We start from the raw sequence: 18006 nt of genomic DNA on the forward strand, positions 1-18006 counted from the left end.
CGAAACCATAAGGTTATTCCGTGGTCGTAAACAGGTGCGGTAAACCCCGTGTTTGCTGACAAATGTTTACTGGATAATCACAATAAAGAAAGTGAAGTGCGCTAAAATATGACATTGAAATCTGTCACCCAAATTCAGCGGATGTTCCTGCAACTTCCGCATTCTCATAAAATTCTGATCAGTGCGATCAGCGTTGCTCTCCTGCTATTACTGATCATTCCGTCAGAACCGGCAACTGCTTCTAAGAACAGTACGCCAGCGGAACAGTTAATGCCAGGCAAACGCTACCAATTGGAGCTGGCGTTTGAGCAATCAAACTCGAATGAAAATTCTGAGAGCTCCGAGCTTACCTGGCAAACTTATCAAGTTAAGTCCGGCGACAGCCTGGCCAAAATATTCAGTAAAGTGGGCTTTAGCGCTCAACAGCTGTATCGCGTTACCGAGTCGGGTGACGAAGCTAAGTACTTGCGTAAAGTTCACCCGGGCGACTTATTGCGCTTCGCAACTGACGGTGAAGGCGAGCTGGTTCAGCTGGCACATCAAATCAATGATACCGAGACTCTCATCATTACTCGTCAAAGCGACAACTTTGTAGCAGAGGTAGAAACCAAAGAAGTCGAGATTCGTACCGAGTTTACTCACGCCGTTATTGATTCAAGCTTCTGGAACGCAGGCATAGATTCAGGACTGACTGACAATCAAATTATGCGCATTGCTAATATCTTTGGTTGGGATATCGACTTTGCTTTAGATTTACGCAAGAACGATGAGTTTAGCGTGCTTTACGAAACTCACTATGTCGACGGCGAATTTGTCGGTTACGGCAAAATTTTAGCCGCAGAATTTGTTAACCGGGATGAAAACTTCCAGGCGATTTTGCACGACAACGGTCAATATTACACACCGAATGGACGTGCCATGCGCAAAACCTTCTTGCGCTCGCCGGTAAACTTCACCTATATCAGCTCGAGCTTTAACCCTCGACGCTTGCACCCGGTTACCGGTAGAGTACGACCGCATAATGGCATTGATTACGCGGCTTCGACAGGAACACCGGTGATGTCTTCCGGCGATGGAAAAGTTGTAGCTGCAGGTTATACCTCGTTAAACGGGAATTATATTTTTGTTCAACACGGTGAGCGCTACGTTACCAAATACCTGCACCTTAGTCGCAAACACGTAAGAAATGGCGACAGAGTTAAGCAGGGTCAGGTCATTGGACGTGTCGGAGCAACAGGTCGCGTTACCGGCGCTCATTTACACTATGAATTTCTTGTCGACGGCGTGCACCGTAATCCGCGTACCGTTGAGCTGCCCAAAGCCAAGTCATTGGCTGAGTCAGAACTTCCGTCTTTCCGCCAGCATGCGGATCAGGTGATGGCAATACTCAACGACAACAAGCGCGTTTATTTGGCGATGCGATAATGCCTCAGCGTTTTATCGGACTCATGTCGGGCACCAGTATGGATGCTGTTGACGCGGCATTAGTCCAGATAAACGCTCAAGGTCAGGTTAAACTGGAAGCCTGCTACTCTCTGGCGATACCCCAAAACCTCCGCTCTCGTTTACTTAAAATAAGTCATACCGACAATTGGATAGCCGATGAGCTGGCAGCTCTGGACGTCGCGTTTTCTGAACACTGCACTCAAGCCGTTAAAGCGCTTTTAGTGAAGGCACGGCTTACACCCGAAAGCATCACCGCAATTGCCAGTCACGGTCAAACGGTACGCCATAAACCCAACATTAAAACCCCTTATACCTGCCAGATTGGCGACCCGGCCCGCTTGGCAGTTAGCACAGGTATCGATGTCATTTATGATTTCCGGCGCAAAGACATCGCCGCCGGTGGTCAGGGAGCTCCACTGGTTCCGGCTTTTCACAAGCAAGTATTTGCGCATCAGAAGCAAAGTATTGCTGTCATTAATTTAGGCGGTATAGCCAATGTCACCTGGTTAGGTCCAGAAGGCCAGGTGCTCGGCTTTGATACAGGCCCTGCCAATACCTTGCTGGACCAATGGGTTCAGCAGCATTACCCGAATGAAAGTTTCGACAAAGACGCACAGTTTGCTCGCGCAGGTGAAGTTCAGGCTGCACTGTTAGAACAGTTACTTCAGCACCCCTTCTTTTCAAAACCTGCCCCCAAAAGCACGGGTCGGGAAGAGTTCAACTTAGACTGGCTTAAGCCCCTATTAGAGAAAAAGCAGCTTTCTTTTGACGATGTTCAACGCACCTTAGTTGAACTTACGGCTATAACGGTCAAAGATGCTCTGAAAACACTACCACAACAACCCGACGCGGTTTATTTTTGCGGCGGCGGCACGAACAACCCGTTACTCATGGAGCGCTTTGCAGAGCTACTGACGCCGGCTAAATGCAATACCACGGAGAATCTGGGAGTGGATCCGCAATGGGTTGAAGCCATGGCCTTTGCCTGGCTAGGCTGGTGCTATGAGCATAAAAAACCGGGTAACCAGCCTGAAGTTACAGGAGCCAGCCACCCGGTTGTTTTAGGTTCCAAAGTTCTGCATCAATAGACGTATTATTCAGCGCCCAATTCTTTAAACGCATCGCGGGTCAGATTCTCATTTCCATCGGCTCCAACCACGATACTGTCTTCAATACGCACACCGCCGTATGGACGCAATTCATCCACCTTATCCCAGTTGATATCAGCACTGTCTTTGTGCTCTTCCAGCAACTGATCGACCACGTATAAGCCCGGCTCAATAGTAAAGACCTGACCCACTTCAATGTCGCGCAGTAAACGCAAGAATGGATGACGTTCGCTACGCTCGTAGCTGTCACCTTTATCGTCTTTCAGGAAGCCACCAACATCGTGCACCTGTAAACCAATAAAGTGGCCCAGTCCGTGCGGCATAAAGGCGCTGGTGTAACCTTTGTCGTAAATGCTTTGTGCATCACCTTTAATAAACTCAAAGTCACTTAAAATTTGCGCAACTTTCAAATGCATTGACACATGCAGGTCGTAATAATTCACGCCTGGCTTAATTTCGCTTAATAGCTCCTGCTGAGCCTTATCCATGGCTTCAACTAAGTCTGCGTAGAAACCTTCTTCATAAGCGTAAGAACGGGTTATATCAGAGCAATAACCGCGATATCGTGCGCCAGCATCAATCAAGAACGAGCGAATTTGCTTAGGCGGAACCGTGTCGTAAACATCATAGTGCAAAATTGCTGAGTGGCTGTTCAGAGCAACAATGCTGTTATACGGCACTTGTGACTCGCGAAAGTCGATAGCTCCTAAGTAGGCATGGTGTATTTCCAGCTCACTTTTACCCGCAAAAAATGCTTCTTTGGCTGCAACATGAGCTTTTGCTGCTAAACGGTTGGCTTCGCGCAGATTTTCCACTTCCCACTCGGTTTTTATCGAGCGGTGGAAATGCAGGTGATCAATCAGTGCCTGTGGGTTACGAGCTTTTACTTTCCAGTCACTGACTGGTTGAGCAAAGTCTTCTCCAATAAAGGCTGCCTGTTCCAGGTCACTGCCTAAATCTTCGGTCAACATGCTTAAGTCGTCGATAATTTTTAAATCGACATACTGCTGCCACTCTTCTTCCGGAACGTTAACCGGAGCGTGCCAGAAGTCACGTGCCTGAAATAAGTACACAGTAGGACGCTGACTGCCTTTGCGATAAAAAATCGCACTTTTAGGGCTTTCTGTAACCGGTACCCAATACTTAAACAGAGGGTTAACACGGTACGGCGGCGCGTTGTCATCAAGAAAATCAACCCGGGGTTGCCCCGAGTAAACCAATACGGATTCAAATTGATTGTCCTCTAACGCTTTATCAAAGCGGCTACAAACTGTCTTGATGTGTTCTGCGTACGCGCCCATAAAAAAACCTCACAAAAAATTGTGAGGTTATTCTAGCGGAAAAAGCGCAAACTTTCAGCCGCTCAAGTCTATTGGGGAAGGCGTTAAATCGAAAAGCTGGACCCACAACCGCAGGTCGTGGTTGCATTGGGGTTGTCAACGAAAAAGCGAGAGCCCTGCAGCCCTTCTTCGTAACTGACCACACCGCCCATCAGATATTGTAAACTCATAGGGTCAACCAATAGCGTAACGCCATTTTTCTCTATTTCCATGTCACCCGGGTTTTTCTTTTCATCAAAGGTAAAACCGTACTGGAAGCCAGAGCATCCGCCTCCGGTTACGTAAACACGCAACTTCAAATTTGGGTTTTCTTCTTCAGCAATCAGCTTACCCACTTTGCTTGCCGCTTGCTCAGTAAACTCAATCGGCATCGCCTGTTCTGCTGCACTGCTCATGATTTCTCTACCTTCGTTGAACTCTACGGCTATTTTCTCTTACCTGAGTATTTTGGTCAAGTATCGCCATCGCTCCGCACACCAGGGGTTGTTTCATTACGGCTAATTTCTTTCCAGAAAAAAGCTCTGTCCAGGGTTCCTTTGCCACCTTTGGTTAACCGAACCCTAACTTCAACCCGCTCAGGAGCCAGGCCCTCCGGCATAAAAAAGTCTCCCTCATACAGCGAAAAGTAGCGCATTGAAAAGCTGCGGTCGTCGTCGCCAATGTTCGCCAGATCTAATAAGTCGTAACGCTTTTTTTCTCCGTCGATGCGACCTATAAGCTCGACTGTCACATTACCCTGAACGAAATTACGGCGTTGTTCTATCTGCAATAACGCGAGAGAGAAGTGAAAGTGATTCTCAGAACGGTTCGCGGTGACAGTCAGCGAGTCAATAGTAACCCCGCTTTCCTGCAACTCCGGCGCCATAATTTTCTGATAGAAAGCTAAGTCGCGTCGCAGCCCATAATTATCGTTTTGCAGTGCGGACAGCTCGTCCTGCAGGCTTTGGTTCGCTGAACGTTCAATGTCCAATTCAACCTGCAGCACATGTCTCTGATATTCCATTTGCTCTAGTCGCTGATACAGCTGATCTAACTGCTCTTCCTGTTCTGCAACTTCTTCCTTTAACGCCTGCGCGTGCCACACACCAGCCAAATACGCCAGGTAGACAACCAAAACGGCAGCCAGGATCATTACTAAAAATACCGGGAAGGCTCCCCAGCGCTGTTGCCAGTATTTCAGGTTAAAATAGGGCTTCATAACTTCCAGCTCATTTCCATCAAGCGTTTATGCTGATATGTTATTGATAAATATGCAAGCGTCATCCCACGGTTTAAGGTAAGGATCGTATTTCAAATGGCCACTAGCTCCGTACTCCGGCAACAACTGCGAAAACAACTGGCGACGCCCTCTACGACTATCGCAATTTGTTTAATGGGCCTGGCCGGCGGTATTCTGGCAGCACTCATGATTGCCGGTTTTCGGTTCGCCATAGAGCAAGGCGCCTATCTTGTCGGTAATGACAGCTATTGGCAACAGCCTTTACCAACTACTTACCGCTTTTTACTCCCGGTTGTTGCGGCTGTCATGATTTATATTCTGTTCAGGCTTTCAGGGTCGAAGCATGTTCGAATGGGCATACCTTACGTTATTCACCGCATGAAGCAGCACTACGGTATGCTGCCCTGGCGCAGCACGGTGAATCAGTTCTTCGGCGGTATTATTGCATTGGTTGCGGGATTTAGTGTTGGCCGAGAAGGTCCCGCCGTTCATTTAGGCGCTGCGGCTGCAACCTGGCTGGGCTTTCATTTTGATGCACCCAAAAATGCCGTTCGCACCCTGGCGGCCTGTGGTATTGCAGCTGCAATAGCTGCATCCTTCAATACCCCTCTAGCCGCTATGATTCTGGTTATGGAAGTGGTGCTGCGGGAATATAAGGTTCATGTTTTCATCCCGGTTATGCTCTCGGCGGTTGCTGGCTCGCTGATAACTGAAGAGATTTTTGGTGTTGCCTCCGAATTAGCCGTTTTGTCTGCACAGGATATTCCGACCACGCAGCTGCCCTGGGTCGTATTGCTTGGTGTCGTTCTTGGATTAGTCGGCGTAATGTTTAAAAAACTGATGCTGGATGTCATGGAAACGGTCAAGGACATGTCATTGTTTACCCGTTTATTATTTGCCGGGCTTATCACCGCCATGCTTGCTGTCATTATACCCACCAGTTTAGGCCCGGGGCTTACCGCCATTGAGCAGGTGCTGAATCATCAAGGTCAAATGTCATTACTGGTCACCTTACTGATTGCCAAACTCTTTGCTTCTGCGATTGCATTAGGTATGGGCATACCTGGCGGGTTAATCGGTGCTGTATTTGGAATAGGCGCTATTATTGCGGCAGTATTCGTAGGGGCTGTCAATGGTCTCGGTATTCAGCAGGGTCTCTCTTTTGACAGCTTCATCTTGTTGGGTATGGCAGGCATTTTGGCAGCCTGTATTCATGCCCCCATGGCTGCTCTTCTGGCTATCGTTGAATTGTCCCGTAGCGTTGAAATTATTATTCCGGCTATGTTGGTTATTGTGCCCGCTTATCTGATATCCAGCCAGTTACTCAAATCCAAGTCGATTTTTATTGCCCAACTTGACCTTCAGAACTTGCCCTATCAACTTGCGCCAGTACATGTTGCTCTGCAAAAAACGGGGGTTGAAAATGTTATGGAAACCGACTTTAAACTCCTGCTTGAACCGACTCAAAATGAACTGGTTGACGCATTAGAATCAGCACAGGCAAAAACCGTTATCGTAATGTCGGTCGATGAAGAAAATCAGGCCCTTTACCGACTCGTATCCTATGATATCAATGCCGGTGACAGCCCAAGCCTGAGCTATACGCCAATTAAAGGAATTCGGGTAACCTCTACTTTGGCTGAAGTTTATGATGAAATAGGCCAGCAAAGACGAGGCGCCGTATTTGTTTATGAAACAGATGACGGACAACCTTGTGGAATTGTCACCTGGGAAATAGTTCGTAAAGCCTTACAGAGAGAGCTCGCATGACGTGGATACTATGGGTTAAAGCCCTGCACATTGCCTTTATGGTTGCCTGGTTCGCTGGCATTTTTTATTTGCCACGCTTGTTTGTTTATCACGCAATGAATGCAAAACCAGCAGTCGACGAGCAGCTCTGCGTCATGGAAAGGCGGCTACTGTATTTTGTCACGCCTTTCGCTATTCTTACCCTCATTTTCGGCGTTGTGCTGATTTTTGCTTATGGTTCGGCCTGGTTTGCCGCCAGTGGCTGGATGCACACTAAGCTGGTGTTGGTACTGTTGCTTTATATCTATCACGGCTACTGCTTTAAGCTGCTTAAAGACTTTAAAACCGGTAATAACCGCCGTAGCCATCGATTTTATCGTGTTTTTAACGAGCTCCCGGTACTGGCGCTGTTCGCGATCATAATTTTGGCCGTGGTTAAGCCTTATTAGATTCTCTTGTGCCACATGATTTGCTATAGTGTGCGCCCAGTGACATTCTGCGGCAGAGGCGCACCTAAAGATGAATTTCACCGGCTCCAATATTCTTTCTGTAAACCAGTTCGATCGCGACAGTATTGATTATATTTTCTCCGTTGCTGACAAGATGCAACCTTATGCAAGGCGCAAAACACGCACCCGCGTTCTCGACGGCGCTATTCTCGGCAACCTGTTCTTTGAACCATCTACCCGTACCCGGGTCAGTTTTGGTACTGCGTTCAACCTGCTAGGGGGCGAAGTACGCGAAACCACCGGAATGGAAAGTTCTGCCATAGCCAAAGGTGAGTCGCTTTACGACACCGCCCGTGTGCTAAGCAGTTACAGTGACGTTATTGCTATGCGTCACCCGAAATCGGGGTCAGTGAGAGAGTTTGCCGAAGGCAGCCGGGTGCCTGTCATTAACGGCGGTGACGGAGCAAACGAGCACCCCACGCAGGCACTACTGGATCTTTACACCATTCAAAAAGAGCTGGCATATCATCAACAAAGCATTGATAACATGCACATTTGCATGATTGGCGATTTAAAATACGGACGTACAGTTCACTCGCTGTCGACGCTACTATCCATGTACAAAAATATTAAGTTCACTTTAATTTCTCCACGTGAACTTTCTATGCCGGGCTCCGTATTAGATACGCTGGAAAACGCAGGTCACCGTGTCACTGTCACAGAAAAGGTCGACGGTCTTGTCGACGCTGATATTGTCTATCAGACTCGCATTCAGCAAGAGCGTTTTGCCAGCCCGGAAGACGCTGATCAGTATCGCGGTAAGTTTCGTTTAAACCAGGATATATATACTAAGCACTACAAACCCAACACCGTCATCATGCACCCTCTGCCGCGAGATTCCCGCGCCGAGGCAAATGAACTGGATAATGACTTAAACCAAAACCCCAATCTGGCTATTTTCCGCCAGGCAGACAACGGCGTATTAATTCGTATGGCTCTGTTTGCATTAACACTTGGGGTCGTTGATCAAGTTGATAAACACCAATGCGAGGTCAACTGGTACAGCGAGAAAAGCCAACAGTAAAGAGGTAGTTACGACATGAGTCGCTCAGAAGAATTATACACTCAAGCACAAATCAGTATTCCTGGCGGCGTTAACTCGCCGGTTCGGGCTTTTAATGGCGTTGGTGGTACACCCATCTTCTTTGAGCGCGCTGAAGGCGCTTATATGTTCGATGCTGACGGCAAACGTTACATAGACTACGTTGGCTCCTGGGGACCTATGATTCTGGGCCACAACCATCCGGCAGTTTTAGAGGCGACTCTGCAAGCGGCCAAGCGAGGCTTAAGCTTCGGAACGCCGACAGAAGTTGAAATCACTATGGCGGAAACTATCCGCAAAATTGTGCCTTCAATTGAAAAAGTGCGTATGGTGAATTCTGGTACAGAAGCAACCATGACCGCTATTCGCCTGGCCCGAGGCTATACCGGCCGGGATAAAATTCTGAAGTTTGAAGGTAACTACCATGGTCACGCTGATTCATTGCTGGTTAAAGCCGGTTCAGGTGCTTTGACTCTGGGTGTACCTAATTCGCCCGGCATCCCGGAAGACTTTGCCAAACACACCCTAACTGTGAATTACAACGATATTGAATCAGTGAAAAAAGTTTTTGCTGAAATGGGTGACGAAATTGCCTGTATTATTGTTGAACCTGTCGCCGGAAACATGAACTGCATTCCTCCGGTTGAAGGCTTTCTGGAAGGTTTACGCAGCATTTGCGACGATCACGGTTCGGTATTAATTTTTGACGAAGTTATGACCGGTTTCCGTGTAGCACCTGGCGGGGCCCAGGAGCGTTACAACATAAAGCCTGACCTGACTACTTTGGGTAAAGTTATTGGCGGCGGTATGCCGGTTGGTGCCTTTGGCGGCAAAAAGGAAGTGATGGACTACATTGCCCCGGTCGGCCCTGTTTATCAGGCCGGTACGTTATCGGGTAACCCTGTTGCTATGGCTGCAGGCTTAGCGGCTTTACAACAATTATCAACACCAGGGTTATACGACCAGCTTTATCAGCGAGTTGACACTTTACTCAACGGACTACAGGAACGTGCTGACCGTGCCGGAGTTCCAATGACCACCAGCCGTGCCGGCTCCATGTTTGGTTTCTTCTTTACCGAAGAACCTGAAGTCACAACCTTTGCTCAGGCTACCCAGTGCAACATGGAACACTTCAAAACTTTCTATCACGCCATGTTAGAGCAAGGAGTGTATTTGGCACCGTCAGCCTTCGAAGGCGGCTTTATGTCTGCGGCACACAGTGAAGAAGATATTCAGCAGACCCTGGATGCCGCTGAAAAAGCTTTCGCTAAATTGCTTTAGTATCAGCTGATTAGCCACCGAACAAACGTTCCCACCAGTTTTTCTCGCGGATATTACCGTCACAGGTAATATCCTCGGGGAGTCTGACTTCCTCTGCCGGTAATTTACGACCATTATTACAATCCTCCGGAATTCTCTGCCCCGTAGTTGGGTGAAAATTCTGCATAAACAAAGGTTCGGGTACGTCCAGCGCCATGCTCAACGGCGGCAGATACCCATAGAAGTCGGCGGCAACTTTCAGTGCTCCGCTGCTTCCCGTTAAACCAACGGGTTGGTTATCGTCCCGCCCTAACCAGACAGTCACAACTTGCTCTCCATCAACAGCCACAAACCAACTGTCACGGTAGTCATTCGTGGTGCCTGTTTTGCCACCAACAATCTGTCCGGCCAGTGCACTTTGAAGCCGGCTGGCGGTGCCTTCAGCGACCACGCCGTGCAAGCCATAACGCGTCAAATAGGAAACGCTTTGGTCAAATACCTTCTTCTGTTCAGGTGTCTGACGACGGTATAAGACCTCTCCCTGATGAGTAGTAATTGAGGAGACCGCTGTTAAAGGCTGGTAATGGCCATCGTTCATTAACGCGCTGTATATTCGCGCGACCGCCATGGGAGATAGCGAAGCAGAGCCCAGCGTCAATGATGGGTAGGCCTGTAACGGTGTTGTCACGCCTAACTCACGTAAGTACCGCACTAACTGGTCTATACCCACTTCCATACCAACCCTGACCGCGGGCAAGTTCCGCGACTGAACAAGCGCATCATAAAGCAGTAAGCTGCCACTAAATTCTTCATCATAATTTAGCGGCTGCCATTCTTTACCGTTCTTATCGGACAGGGTAACAGGCTCGTCAGCCACCGGCGTATTTAAACCTATGTTGGAGTCCTGCATAGCTGCAGCATAAATAACTGGTTTCATTAAGGAGCCAATGGGCCTTAAGGCTAACAACGCGCGGTTATAACCTATTGCCTGACTCAAACGTCCTCCGGCCAGCGCAGTAACCGTCCCACGACGATAGTCAGCTACCACCATAGCGCCTTCTAATTTCTCATCCTCGCCATCTGCCATCAGCTTTTTTGCCAAGGAACGTTGCACTGCGTTTTGGGTGTCTACCTGAAGGTGAGTAAAGATCTTTAATCCGGTGTCCTCCCAGTCTTCCGGTAAAACAATGCGTTTCATTTCACGCCGCACCAGATCCATATAATGTGGGTATGGGTGCTCGACCAAACGTCGACTCTCTTTAACATCGAGCTTTTGTTCAACAGCAGCAACAAAGTTGTCTTTACCGACTAAGTCATTCTCAAACATGACCTTAAGCACCGTATCACGGCGCTCGCGAGCGCGCTCAGGGAAGCGCCTGGGGTCGTAATAGGAAGGTCCCTTTATCATCCCCACCATTAACGCAATCTCGCTCGGACTAAGCTCCTGAACCTGTTTACCAAAATAAAATTGACTGGCAAGTCCAATGCCATGAATGGCGTTGCTGCCATCCTGACCAAAATAAACCTCGTTCAGATAGGTCTCTAAAATTGTGTTTTTATCAAAGCGGTAATCAATCACCAGCGACATCATGGCTTCATGAAACTTACGCCACAGTGTTTGTTCTCTGGTCAGATAGATATTCTTAACCAGTTGCTGAGTAAGCGTTGAGCCGCCCTGTACCGTTCTGCCTGCTTTAAGGTTAGCAACCAGTGCCCGCAGAATAGACCAGGGGGACACTCCCTGGTGATGATAAAACTCCTGGTCTTCAACTTTCAGCAAAGTTTCAATGAGTAAGTTAGGAACCACCTCCAGACCAACTAACAAACGGTCTTCTTTACTCAACGTGCTAATACGCCCTATCAATTCAGGTTCCAGTCGTAATCTTTCTAACTCCCGACCACTAGGCCAGCTTTTCAACGACTCAATGCGCTCGCCCCGGAAGTTTACCTGCACTCGTTGAGCCATTTGCGGCCCGTCAGAAAAATCAAAAGGCCGACGGTGCACCATGACATTGCTTTCGCCGACCGAATAGTAACCTGACTGTTCAGTGTTAGTGTTGCGCTGGTAGCCCACCCGCTCCAGAATATCGACTAACCTTTGTAAACGCATAGGGTGATTTTTTTCTAGTGTCACCTCACCAGCATAAACCAACGCCGGAGCCTGATAGCGCTCATTACTAAAGTGACGGGATAAGCTGGCATCGAGGTAAATCGCGTAAAGACCAATTACAGCGATAAGTACCAGCCCTATCTTAAAACTTGTCCAGAAAAGGTATTGAAACCACCGACTTTTAATCACTGCTGCTGCCTTTTGGTTTTAAACGTTGCGGTTGCATTCAATGGGTCTTCAGGCCACGGGTGCTTAGGATAGCGGCCACGCATCTCTTTACGCACATCGGCGTAAGCGTTCTGCCAAAAGCTGGAAAGGTCATTCGTGCGCTGCAACAACCGGCCAGCCGGCGAAAGAAGATCAACGGTTACAACTTGTCGATTATCGATAATTTTGGGTGACTCAGAAACACCAAACATTTCCTGCAATTTGACCTCAACCCGGGGGGTGTCGTCCAGATAATTTATAAACACTTTACGTTCTGTCGGAGTGTGCCACCATTCAGGACAAGCCGAATTCAGACGTTGCAGTTCTGAGTAGTCGAGAAAATAGCATAAAGCCTCATAAGGGTCCCACTGTTGCAGCTGTTTCAAAGACCGAACGCTCGTCCAGTAAGGTACAGCCCATTGCTCCAGGGTGCTCAGTAAGCCTTTTGTGGTCATATCATAAGAGAGCAGTTCTCCACCAACTTGTTGTAGCCAGTGTATTCGTCGCTGTAGCTGCTGTGACCGCCTGCTCCAGTTCAGCCTGTCCAGGCCATTCTCTCGCAGCCACAAACAGAAAGCTTGAGCCCTTTGCTCGTCATTTACAGGGGCATTACTGACTTTCTCGCTCAGCACTATAGCGCCTAACTTTTCACGAGTTATCTGCCGCAGCTGTTGCTTTTCACCGAACCACTCGCTTGTCTGGCTAACTTGCGGTGCAATCCCTGCCTTTTTTAAAAGTGGCATGATGTCATCAACCGGTAACAGGCAGCGACTGCGCCCCAAGTTACTTTGCTCATTGAAGGTCACGTCAAAAATAACGGCCCAGGACGGTTGTTTAAGGCGGCTACTGTCGCCAGTGACCCGTCCGCCACAGGCTAGTTGAAAGTCACCTCGGGTGGCATCAAACTTTGCCAACCGATCGGGATAACCCTGCAGTAATGCTTCGCTAAGCCCGTCATCACCAATCTTGTCATGACTCCCGGACGAATCCGTGAGCCCAAAGTAATTAAGCCAATAGCGCCAGCGCTGCTGCCACAAAGCAAACTGATTACGCTGCTGGAAATGCGCCCGGGTTCGCTCCGCCAAATCAACCGATTTAATACTGCTTTGTGGCTCTTCAATGGTTGCCAGAATACAAGCCATAGCCGCCTGCTGTTTTTCAGACAACTGTTTCGCGGCACTAGCCACAAGTAAGACTCTGGGATCTGAGCCGCCGAGTTCCAGTTGCCGGGCTTTGCTCGTTAACTGCCCATGCTCCAATAGGCCAGTACTGGTTAAAAAGTCGATAGCTGCAGCGCAATGTCCCGGTTCAGGCTGAGAAAACCAAGCCAGCTGCTTCACCTGAGAGCCCCAGCGCAGAACGTCCAGCATTAAGGCCGATAAATCCTGTGTCGCGACATCCGGCGGGGCGTACTCAGCAAAACCATGCTCATCGGAGCGCGACCACAAACGAAAACATTGCCCTGCCTGCTGACGCCCCGCACGGCCAGCACGTTGTGTCGCCGATGCTTTGGCAATACGTTGAGTCACCAACTGACTTAAACCGTACTGAGGCAGATATTGAGCCCGACGCTCGCGGCCACTGTCAACAACCACATCAATACCATCCAGCGTTAAGCTGGTTTCAGCAATATTGGTTGCCAGAATAATGCGCTTCTCGTCCGTCGCCTTTAATACCTGCCGCTGTTGCTGCAGTGGGATACGACCATGGAGGGGTAGAATGAGTGTTCCCGGCTGGAGTCGTTGGCTCAATTCAGCTGCCACTTTTTGTATTTCATAGACACCGGGCAAGAACACCAAAACGCCTTTTTCGGCGACAGCAAAGGCCTCAACAACCACTTTGGGCAATTCAGTCAGCCACTGGGTGACATGAGACGGAGGACGGTAATGGTATTCAACCGGATAACTGCGGCCTTCGCTGCGCAGAACCTGAACTTTATCGCAGTAGTTTTCTAACCAGACCTTAAGACTTTCTGCCGGTAAGGTGGCTGACATAATCAGCAGGTTTAAGTCTGGACGCAGTGGCAGGGCATCAATAACCAGCGCCAGGCTCAAGTCACTGTGCAAATTGCGTTCGTGAAATTCATCGAAAATCAGAGTGCCAATGCCGCTAAGTTCAGGGTCATCCTGTAACCACCGCACCAACACGCCTTCCGTAATAATAAGTAACTGAGTTTCCTTACTGCGCTTGCTGTCGCCGCGCACCGTATAACCGACCTGCTCCCCCACCGACTCGCCCAACTGCTTAGCCAAATAATGAGCAATATTCAGCGCAGCAACACGCCGGGGCTGCAGCATGACAATAAGACCGTCATCGGCAACACCCTGCTGCAACAGAAATAGCGGAAGTTGTGTGGATTTACCGGCACCGGGCGGTGCCTCAATAACGACACGTGCTGCCGGAAAGGCTTTTGCCAGCTCCGGCAGTACGCTTTCAATTGGCAAGGTCATGCCAAATTAATCACCTTGTACGGTTGCTGCTATGGTACGCACACCGGCAGCGGTTGCACCTGTCGCCCACATAGAGGTCGCCGATTTTTGGTAAGCACCCGCTAAGTCAAAGTGCAGCCAACCCTTGCCTTTGTTCGGGGCAAAACGCAGTAAAAAGCCTGCAGCGTTACTTGCACCACCGGCACCACCACCTTTTTGTGGACGGCTGTTTGCCGTATCAGCAAAAGGCGACGGGCAGTTTTCACTGTGCCACGGAGCCAGAGGCAAACGCCACAACAGCTCGTTTTCTTTATCGGCGTTGGCCAGAGCTTTAGTGGCAGCAGGCTCATCTACACTAAATAACGCATTGTACTCATTACCGACCGCCATTTGCGCAGCGCCGGTCAGAGTTGCCGCATCAATAATCTGTTTCGCACCAAACTCGCCCGCGGCTTGTAAGCCATCGGCCAGCACCAGTCGACCTTCTGCATCGGTATTCACAACTTCAACGGTCAGGCCGTTTTTATAGCGAATAATGTCGCCCAACTTGTAAGCACGGCCATCAATCATGTTTTCAGCGCAGCAGAGCAGCAGCTTCACGCGCTTATTCAGGCCGCGACGTATTGCCAGTGACAATGCGCCGGATACTGTGGCAGCACCACCCATGTCGCACTTCATAGACAACATGCCTTCGCTGGGCTTAATGCTGTAACCACCACTGTCGTAGGTAATACCTTTACCAATAAGGGCTGTTTCAACCGGCGCGTTGTCATCACCGGTTGGGTTGTAATCCAACACCAGTAACCCCGGTGCGTGCTGACTGGCACGACCTACCGTGTAAATTCCCATCCAGCCGGCATCTTTCAGTGCTTCACCTTTTATAAATTCCGCACTGACTGCATCCGGTGCCAAGGCGTTAAAGTGCTCGGTTACCCGCTTCGCTAAGCTTTCAGGGTAAATTTCTTCGGCTGACAAATTGGTCAGTTCGCGACTGAAGCGAGTCGCTTCACGCATGGCATTAAGCTCTTTTGCAGCGGGCTCATCGGTTTTATTCCAGATAACCTGATTGGTTGACAAAGTTGAGGTGAAACCTTGTGACAACGCCCACTGACGCTCCAGGTTCCAGTCACCGCCGGCAGCTTCAATGGTAACGGCTCCGGTATTGTCCAGAGTCCGGCCTGCTTTCTGGATACGTCGCAAGTTTTCAGCTTCATCATCAACTAAGACGATTTGTGCTTTGTTTTCACCAAACACTAAATTCGATTTTGGGTTCCAATAACTTGCGGGGGCTTCCTGAGTTAAATAGATTGCGAGTGCGCTGGACATTCTGTACCTCTCCCGATAATTTGCTGTCTGTTTATACTTTAGAGTTATGAGGCCTCTGATGCAATTTAACAAGCCCCTGCGCCAGGGAGTTTTGCAAAAAAGGTACAAGCGCTTTCTGGCTGACATCGATTTTGGTCAGGGTGATATCATCACAGCGCATTGTCCTAACACTGGTGCTATGACGGGTTGTGCCCAGCCAGGCTTTAAAGCCTGGTGTAGTGTTTCCGAAAACCCTAAACGTAAATACTCACTCACCTGGGAACTGGCTCAAAACAGCAAAGCCGAGATGATTGTGGTCAATACGCAACACGCCAATCGTATGGCCGGCGAATTATTGCAGGCGAACCTTGTGCCTGAACTTAGTCAGTGGCAGGAGCTGAAGCCCGAACTGCGCTATGGCAGGGAAAAAAGTCGTATCGACTGGTGGGGAATAGATGCAAACCGTCAGGAATGTTTTATTGAAGTGAAAAGCGTCACCTTAGCCGATGATAAGTGCGGTTACTTCCCGGACGCCGTTAGCCAAAGGGCTCACAAACACCTCAATGAACTCATGCAAATGACCAGAGACGGTCATCGCGCCATACAACTTTATATGGTGATGCACCAGGGAATCGAATCGGTTACACCAGCAAAACATATTGATCCTAAGTACGCTGAACTCTGTAAACAAGCAGAGTCTGAAGGCGTCGAGTTCTACGCCGTGAAATGTGTTATCACGCCGCAGGAAATTAAACTGGAGAGACCAGTTCCCGTAACCCTTTGAAACTCAGCACAGTGGGGATTTTAAGCAATAAAATTGATGCTAATAACGTTGCCAATACCAATCCTTTCTGGTATACGTAGCGTCCTTTTTTTAAACGCACGCTTTTAAAGCACTCTTTAATAGAGAATGTAGGAGATCCATGATGCCTCAAGGCAAGGATAAGAAAACCCATGGCATCCTGGCGATGGCCGGCTTAGAGCCGTATCAGGAGAAACAGGGCGAAGAATACATGAACGATGCGCAGCGCTCGCATTTTCGTCGTATTCTGGAAGAATGGCGTCGTCAATTACGTCAGGAAGTTGATCGCACCGTGCATCACATGAAAGATGAAGCGGCGAACTTTCCTGATCCGGTAGACCGTGCTGCTCAGGAAGAAGAATTCAGTATCGAATTACGTACTCGTGACCGCGAACGTAAATTGATCAAGAAGATTGAAAAAACGTTACAGAAAATTGAAGAAGACGACTTTGGCTTTTGCGACTCTTGCGGCATTGAAATTGGTATTCGCCGTTTAGAAGCTCGCCCTACAGCTGACCAATGTGTCGACTGTAAGACGCTGGCTGAAATCAAAGAGAAACAAATGACCGGAGCCTAACGGCTCATGTATCGTGGCCGTTTTGCGCCGACACCTTCAGGGCCTTTGCATCTGGGTTCATTAGTTGCTGCCGTCGGTAGTTACTTAGATGCCAAAGCCCACCAGGGAGAATGGTTGGTTCGTATCGAAGATGTCGATAAACCAAGAGCGACTCCCGGAGCGGCCGATACCATTTTAACGCAGCTGGAGTCCCATGGTTTAGAATGGGACGGCTCCGTTTTGTACCAAAGCCAGCGTGACTCAACTTATCAATCTCAGTTAGATCAGTTACAAAAAGCTGAACTTCTCTACCAGTGTGACTGCAGTCGCCAGGCTATTCGGGCTCGTAATGACCATTACGATGGATACTGCCGAAACCGTCAACCACGTACACCGCCTTATGCTCTGCGCTTTATAAATAACGCCCCCATAACTGAGTTTAATGACCGAGCCCAAGGCTTACTTTCTGACCACTCGCCTTCTGTTAGCGAAGATTTCGTGTTGAAACGTCGGGACGGTTTGTATGCTTACCAGCTGGCCGTTGTGGTTGATGATATTGAGCAAGGGGTTACCGACATTGTCAGGGGGAGTGACTTAATCACACCCAGCTATTGGCAGCTCACTTTATGGCAGTACTTTACCGGTAAGCAACCCAGAATGATGCATTTGCCTCTGGTAACTAATGACAAGGGTCTGAAGCTGAGTAAGCAAAATCATGCGCCCTCAATCGATTCACGCTATGCCAGCAATAACCTGCTGACGGCGCTCGACTATTTGGGGATTCAGCTTGAGCCAGAGTTGCATACAGGCTCAGTGAACGACATTTTGCAGGAGGCGCTGCAAAGTTGGCGCAAAAAGTGGCATATCCTGGGTTGTTAACGGTACAATATCCAAACAGCTACTAACTCTGAATAAAAAAATGG

Annotated in this window: 15 protein-coding genes; 9 read left to right on the plus strand and 6 right to left on the minus strand. The window is 49.0% G+C overall.

What is annotated here, in order from left to right; translation table 11 throughout:
• Nucleotides 1–108 precede the first annotated feature (108 nt).
• A complete protein-coding gene (locus tag K5X84_RS10570; RefSeq protein ID WP_054489618.1) occupies nucleotides 109–1425 on the plus strand; it encodes an OapA family protein in 1317 nt (438 codons plus the stop codon).
• Nucleotides 1425–2534: an anhydro-N-acetylmuramic acid kinase gene (locus K5X84_RS10575; RefSeq protein ID WP_222235820.1), complete on the plus strand. Its 1110-nt coding sequence runs from the start codon at nucleotides 1425–1427 to the stop codon at nucleotides 2532–2534. Before K5X84_RS10570 ends, K5X84_RS10575 begins: the two co-directional genes overlap by 1 nt.
• A gap of 5 nt (nucleotides 2535–2539) precedes the next feature.
• Here the strand turns inward: K5X84_RS10575 and pepQ are convergent, their stop codons facing one another.
• From pepQ to K5X84_RS10590, 3 genes are all read right to left on the minus strand, one after another.
• A complete protein-coding gene (gene pepQ, locus K5X84_RS10580; protein WP_054489622.1) occupies nucleotides 2540–3856 on the minus strand; it encodes a Xaa-Pro dipeptidase in 1317 nt (438 codons plus the stop codon).
• Between the two features lie 83 nt (nucleotides 3857–3939).
• Nucleotides 3940–4290, minus strand: a complete 351-nt coding sequence (gene erpA / locus K5X84_RS10585) for an iron-sulfur cluster insertion protein ErpA (protein ID WP_054489624.1) — start codon at nucleotides 4288–4290, stop codon at nucleotides 3940–3942.
• 56 nt (nucleotides 4291–4346) lie between these two features.
• Complete coding sequence (locus K5X84_RS10590) at nucleotides 4347–5093, minus strand: DUF6776 family protein (protein WP_054489626.1); 747 nt, start codon at nucleotides 5091–5093, stop codon at nucleotides 4347–4349.
• A gap of 96 nt (nucleotides 5094–5189) precedes the next feature.
• Between K5X84_RS10590 and K5X84_RS10595 the strand changes: the two genes are divergently transcribed.
• The 4 genes from K5X84_RS10595 (at nucleotide 5190) to hemL (ending at nucleotide 9695) form a co-directional block, all read left to right on the plus strand.
• Nucleotides 5190–6884, plus strand: coding sequence for a chloride channel protein (locus K5X84_RS10595; protein ID WP_054489628.1), 1695 nt, complete (start codon nucleotides 5190–5192; stop codon nucleotides 6882–6884).
• On the plus strand, nucleotides 6881–7312 hold the full coding sequence (gene hemJ / locus K5X84_RS10600) for a protoporphyrinogen oxidase HemJ (protein WP_222235821.1): 432 nt from the start codon (nucleotides 6881–6883) through the stop codon (nucleotides 7310–7312). The genes K5X84_RS10595 and hemJ overlap by 4 nt, the downstream gene beginning before the upstream one ends.
• A 70-nt stretch (nucleotides 7313–7382) precedes the next feature.
• Nucleotides 7383–8396: an aspartate carbamoyltransferase gene (locus K5X84_RS10605; RefSeq protein ID WP_222235822.1), complete on the plus strand. Its 1014-nt coding sequence runs from the start codon at nucleotides 7383–7385 to the stop codon at nucleotides 8394–8396.
• A 15-nt stretch (nucleotides 8397–8411) separates the two neighbouring features.
• Nucleotides 8412–9695, plus strand: coding sequence for a glutamate-1-semialdehyde 2,1-aminomutase (hemL, locus tag K5X84_RS10610; protein ID WP_222235823.1), 1284 nt, complete (start codon nucleotides 8412–8414; stop codon nucleotides 9693–9695).
• Between the two features lie 10 nt (nucleotides 9696–9705).
• Here hemL and mrcB read toward each other — a convergent pair whose 3' ends face one another.
• The 3 genes from mrcB to pepB are packed head-to-tail and all read right to left on the minus strand — an operon-like array spanning nucleotide 9706 to nucleotide 15746.
• Complete coding sequence (gene mrcB / locus K5X84_RS10615; protein WP_222235824.1) at nucleotides 9706–11973, minus strand: penicillin-binding protein 1B; 2268 nt, start codon at nucleotides 11971–11973, stop codon at nucleotides 9706–9708.
• Nucleotides 11970–14441, minus strand: coding sequence for an ATP-dependent helicase HrpB (hrpB, locus tag K5X84_RS10620; RefSeq protein ID WP_222235825.1), 2472 nt, complete (start codon nucleotides 14439–14441; stop codon nucleotides 11970–11972). The genes mrcB and hrpB overlap by 4 nt, the downstream gene beginning before the upstream one ends.
• A 6-nt stretch (nucleotides 14442–14447) precedes the next feature.
• Entirely contained in the window at nucleotides 14448–15746 is a 1299-nt protein-coding gene (gene pepB, locus K5X84_RS10625; protein WP_222235826.1) for an aminopeptidase PepB, read from the minus strand.
• Nucleotides 15747–15804: 58 nt separating this feature from the next.
• On the opposite strand from pepB, the gene sfsA reads away from it, so the two are divergent.
• The 3 genes from sfsA to gluQRS all read left to right on the plus strand — a co-directional run bounded on the left by sfsA (nucleotide 15805) and on the right by gluQRS (nucleotide 17962).
• Nucleotides 15805–16509, plus strand: a complete 705-nt coding sequence (sfsA, locus tag K5X84_RS10630; protein WP_199494282.1) for a DNA/RNA nuclease SfsA — start codon at nucleotides 15805–15807, stop codon at nucleotides 16507–16509.
• 142 nt (nucleotides 16510–16651) lie between these two features.
• Nucleotides 16652–17104 carry an RNA polymerase-binding protein DksA gene (gene dksA / locus K5X84_RS10635; protein WP_054489640.1) on the plus strand — a complete coding sequence of 151 codons (453 nt, stop codon included), beginning with the start codon at nucleotides 16652–16654 and terminating at the stop codon, nucleotides 17102–17104.
• A gap of 6 nt (nucleotides 17105–17110) precedes the next feature.
• Complete coding sequence (gene gluQRS, locus K5X84_RS10640; RefSeq protein WP_222235827.1) at nucleotides 17111–17962, plus strand: tRNA glutamyl-Q(34) synthetase GluQRS; 852 nt, start codon at nucleotides 17111–17113, stop codon at nucleotides 17960–17962.
• Nucleotides 17963–18006: the final 44 nt, after the last annotated feature.

This window comes from Idiomarina abyssalis, assembly GCF_019797805.1.
In the GTDB taxonomy this organism is placed as follows: Bacteria; Pseudomonadota; Gammaproteobacteria; order Enterobacterales; family Alteromonadaceae; genus Idiomarina; species Idiomarina abyssalis.

Coding starts and splice junctions, on each gene's coding strand:
- hemJ (WP_222235821.1), top strand. CDS start 6,881: ATGACGTGGATACTATGGGTTAAAGCCCTGCACATTGCCTTTATGGTT.
- hrpB (WP_222235825.1), bottom strand. CDS start 14,441: ATGACCTTGCCAATTGAAAGCGTACTGCCGGAGCTGGCAAAAGCCTTT.
- dksA (WP_054489640.1), top strand. CDS start 16,652: ATGCCTCAAGGCAAGGATAAGAAAACCCATGGCATCCTGGCGATGGCC.
- K5X84_RS10595 (WP_054489628.1), top strand. CDS start 5,190: ATGGCCACTAGCTCCGTACTCCGGCAACAACTGCGAAAACAACTGGCG.
- pepQ (WP_054489622.1), bottom strand. CDS start 3,856: ATGGGCGCGTACGCAGAACACATCAAGACAGTTTGTAGCCGCTTTGAT.
- K5X84_RS10570 (WP_054489618.1), top strand. CDS start 109: ATGACATTGAAATCTGTCACCCAAATTCAGCGGATGTTCCTGCAACTT.
- K5X84_RS10590 (WP_054489626.1), bottom strand. CDS start 5,093: ATGAAGCCCTATTTTAACCTGAAATACTGGCAACAGCGCTGGGGAGCC.
- gluQRS (WP_222235827.1), top strand. CDS start 17,111: ATGTATCGTGGCCGTTTTGCGCCGACACCTTCAGGGCCTTTGCATCTG.
- pepB (WP_222235826.1), bottom strand. CDS start 15,746: ATGTCCAGCGCACTCGCAATCTATTTAACTCAGGAAGCCCCCGCAAGT.
- K5X84_RS10575 (WP_222235820.1), top strand. CDS start 1,425: ATGCCTCAGCGTTTTATCGGACTCATGTCGGGCACCAGTATGGATGCT.
- sfsA (WP_199494282.1), top strand. CDS start 15,805: ATGCAATTTAACAAGCCCCTGCGCCAGGGAGTTTTGCAAAAAAGGTAC.
- erpA (WP_054489624.1), bottom strand. CDS start 4,290: ATGAGCAGTGCAGCAGAACAGGCGATGCCGATTGAGTTTACTGAGCAA.
- K5X84_RS10605 (WP_222235822.1), top strand. CDS start 7,383: ATGAATTTCACCGGCTCCAATATTCTTTCTGTAAACCAGTTCGATCGC.
- hemL (WP_222235823.1), top strand. CDS start 8,412: ATGAGTCGCTCAGAAGAATTATACACTCAAGCACAAATCAGTATTCCT.